General features: G+C 64.8%; 4 protein-coding genes. All 4 read left to right on the forward strand.

Annotated elements, in window-relative coordinates; translation table 11 throughout:
• Positions 1-97 precede the first annotated feature (97 nt).
• The gene (locus JYJ84_RS31730; protein WP_122945299.1) at positions 98-1,024 is read left to right on the forward strand and encodes a CysB family HTH-type transcriptional regulator; all 927 of its coding nucleotides are present in this window, start codon (positions 98-100) and stop codon (positions 1,022-1,024) included.
• Between the two features lie 505 nt (positions 1,025-1,529).
• Entirely contained in the window at positions 1,530-1,916 is a 387-nt protein-coding gene (locus JYJ84_RS31735; RefSeq protein ID WP_122945300.1) for a DUF805 domain-containing protein, read from the forward strand.
• A 277-nt stretch (positions 1,917-2,193) separates the two neighbouring features.
• Positions 2,194-3,144: a sugar ABC transporter substrate-binding protein gene (locus JYJ84_RS31740; RefSeq protein WP_043182740.1), complete on the forward strand. Its 951-nt coding sequence runs from the start codon at positions 2,194-2,196 to the stop codon at positions 3,142-3,144.
• A 145-nt stretch (positions 3,145-3,289) separates the two neighbouring features.
• On the forward strand, positions 3,290-3,484 hold a 195-nt coding region (locus tag JYJ84_RS31745; RefSeq protein WP_205189938.1), incomplete at its 3' end, for an ATP-binding cassette domain-containing protein.

The raw sequence follows: 3,484 nt of genomic DNA on the forward strand, positions 1-3,484 counted from the left end.
CGTATTCCCCGCGCGCTGACGCGCGGGTGCAGGGCAGGAGGGGGCGGGTGCCGCTCCGATTACACAAGCAAACAACGACAGCCTAAGAGGCATACCCATGAATTTTCAGCAACTGCGCTTCGTGCGCGAAGCGGTGCGCCAGAACATGAACCTGACGGAAGTCGCGAACGTGCTGTACACGTCGCAGTCGGGCGTGTCGAAGCAGATCAAGGATCTCGAGGACGAGCTCGGCGTCGACATCTTCATCCGCCGCGGCAAGCGGCTGACGGGGCTCACGGAGCCCGGCAAGGCCGTGCACCAGCTGATCGAGCGGATGCTGCTCGATGCCGAGAACCTGCGCCGTGTCGCGCGCCAGTTCGCCGACCAGGACAGCGGCCACCTCGTCGTCGCAACGACCCACACGCAGGCGCGCTATGCGCTGCCCAAGGTGATCCGACAGTTCACCGACGTGTTCCCGAAGGTGCATCTCGCGCTGCGCCAGGGCAGCCCGCAGCAGATCGCGCAGATGATCCTGAACGGCGAGGCCGATCTCGGCATCTCGACCGAGGCGCTCGACCGCTACCCGGACATCGTCACGTTCCCGTGCTATTCGTGGCACCACACGGTGGTCGTGCCGAAGGACCATCCGCTCGTCGGCCGCGAAAACCTGACGCTCGAGGAAATCGCCGAGTATCCGATCATCACGTACGACCAGGACTTCACGGGCCGCTCGCACATCGACCAGGCGTTCACGCAGGCGGGTGCCGTGCCCGATGTCGTGCTGACCGCGATCGACGCGGACGTGATCAAGACCTACGTCGAACTCGGGATGGGGATCGGCGTCGTCGCGGCGATGGCCTACGATCCGCAACGCGACACGGGGCTCGTCGCGCTCGACACGCAACACCTGTTCGAGGCGAGCACGACGCGGGTCGGGCTGCGCAAGGGCGCGTTCCTGCGCGCCTATGCGTACCGGCTGATCGAGATGTTCGCGCCGCACCTGAACGAAGCGGAAATCGCGGGGCTGTTGCGCGAAGCCGTCTGACGACAACGCGTCGCGCGCCGTCCGCGCCATTGCAGCAGATGGCGCGACGTACCTGCGCGGGTTGTCATGCATTGGGCGGCGGCAGGCGATCTGCCGCCGCCTGGGTTGTTCGATTCACCGAATCATCGACCGCCATCGCGGTTTCCAGTCCGATTCATCATCACACGCGGCGAGCGCGATACGGTCGCCTGCCGGCACACCATCAAGGCAGCACGTGCGAGCACCCCGTTTCGGGTGCTGTCATCCGCCATACCGGGCGACCCGTTTCCCCACCGATGTGATTCAATGCGCGTGAATGCCTGCGGACGGGCGTTGACGCGGCCCTTCGACCACCACCTGACCGGTAGGCCCGCACAGCGGCGCAATGCACAGCACCGGAACGAGCCGCGGGACGCATGACCGACAGTCGGTTCGCATTCACGGAACCCTGCACGCGGATCGCCGGTTCCGACACACTCCGCGACATATTGTGCAGTACGCAACACGCATGACGACGAGGTAAACAATGAATCTGAGATGGTTTCTCTTTTCCTTCGAAGGCCGGATCGGGCGACTGCCGTGGTGGATCTACGCGCTGTTTTACGCTTTGCTCAGCGCGTTTTTCGATGCGGGTTCGCGCGGTTCGTCGAATGACGATCTGCCGCCGCTGGTGATGGCGGTGCTCGTCGCCATCGGGGTCATCGCTGTGTGGTCGTCGATTGCGGTGGGCGTGAAGCGGCTGCACGACATCGACAAGTCGGGATGGTGGATGCTGTTGCTGTTCGTGCCGATCGTCGGCGCGCTCGCGTTGTTCGTGATGAACGGCTTCATCGCCGGCACGCCGGATGCGAACCGGTTCGGCGAGCCGCCGTCGGTTGATGAAGACGAGCCGGCACCGCAGGACCCGGCGTGACGCGCGCTCCGAATAAACCCTTAAATATTGATCAGACAGGTTGCGCGCCGACACGAATCGGTACAGCATAGCCTTCACTCCGCCGGCGTCCCGCCGGCGGCGACGCGTCATCGACAGCACGCGTCAGGCAGTCGGCCGTCTGCCTCGCTTCCATTCCGTGGTACCGACAGCAGCATCGATGGCCGTTGTCCGGGTAGTGTGGCGCAAACGTTTGCTCACATTAAAACAACAGTCAAACAATCGTCCGGCCCTTGAGGCCAGTCGCCAGGAGATGTGTATGAATGTCCTCTTTCGCCGTCGCTTCCTGACCGCCGCACTCGCCGCCGTCGCGGTCGCCGCCGCACCGGCCGTCCACGCGCAATCGACGGCCAAGCCGAAGGTCGCACTCGTGATGAAGTCGCTCGCCAACGAGTTCTTCCTGACGATGGAAACGGGCGCGAAGGAATACCAGAAACACAACGCGAGCCAGTTCGACCTGATCACCAACGGCATCAAGGACGAGACCGACACCGCGAACCAGATCCGCATCGTCGAGCAGATGATCGTGTCGAAGGTCGACGCGATCGTGCTCGCACCGGCCGATTCGAAGGCGCTCGTGCCAGTCGTGAAGAAGGCGGTCGACGCGGGCATCATCGTCGTGAACATCGACAACCGGCTCGACCCCGACGTGCTGAAGTCGAAGAACCTGAACGTGCCGTTCGTCGGGCCGGACAACCGCAAGGGCGCGCGCAAGATCGGCGATTACCTCGCGAAGCGGCTGAAGGCGGGCGACCAGGTCGGCATCGTCGAAGGCGTGTCGACGACGACCAACGCGCAGCAGCGCACGGCCGGCTTCCAGGACGCGATGAAGGCGGGCGGAATGAAGGTCGTGTCGGTGCAGTCCGGCGAATGGGAAATCGACAAGGGCAATGCGGTCGCTGCCGCGATGCTCAACGAATATCCGAACCTGAAGGCGCTGCTGTGCGGCAACGACAACATGGCGATCGGCGCCGTGTCGGCCGTGCGTGCGGCCGGCAAGCAGGGCAAGGTGCTCGTGGTCGGCTACGACAACATCAACGCGATCAAGCCGATGCTGAAGGACGGCCGCGTGCTCGCGACCGCCGATCAGTACGCGGCGAAGCAGGCGGTGTTCGGCATCGACACGGCGCTCAAGGCGATCGCCGAGCATCGCAAGCAGGCCGACATGTCGGGCGTGGTCGAGACGCCGGTGGATCTCGTGACGAAGTGACGCGGCCCCGATGCGGCCGCCGCCCTCAAGAATTTGGCGCGGCGGCCGTTATCCGGGGTGAGCGCGATCACGGCCACTGCATGCACATGCACTTGTGAGCGTCACACCCGCGCGCCGCGTGCGCGCGGCCGCAACCAGGATCGCGATGGACCCGACCTTCCAACCCTCCCGCGCAGCCCCTCCCGTGCTGTCCGTATCCGGCATCGGCAAGACCTATGCCGAACCCGTGCTCGCCGACGTCACGCTGACGCTCGAGCCGGGCCACGCGCTTGCGTTGACGGGCGAGAACGGCGCAGGCAAGAGCACGTTGTCGAAGATCATCGGCGGGCTCGTCGAACCG

Source organism: Burkholderia sp. LMG 13014, from assembly GCF_905232215.1.
In the GTDB taxonomy this organism is placed as follows: Bacteria; Pseudomonadota; Gammaproteobacteria; order Burkholderiales; family Burkholderiaceae; genus Burkholderia.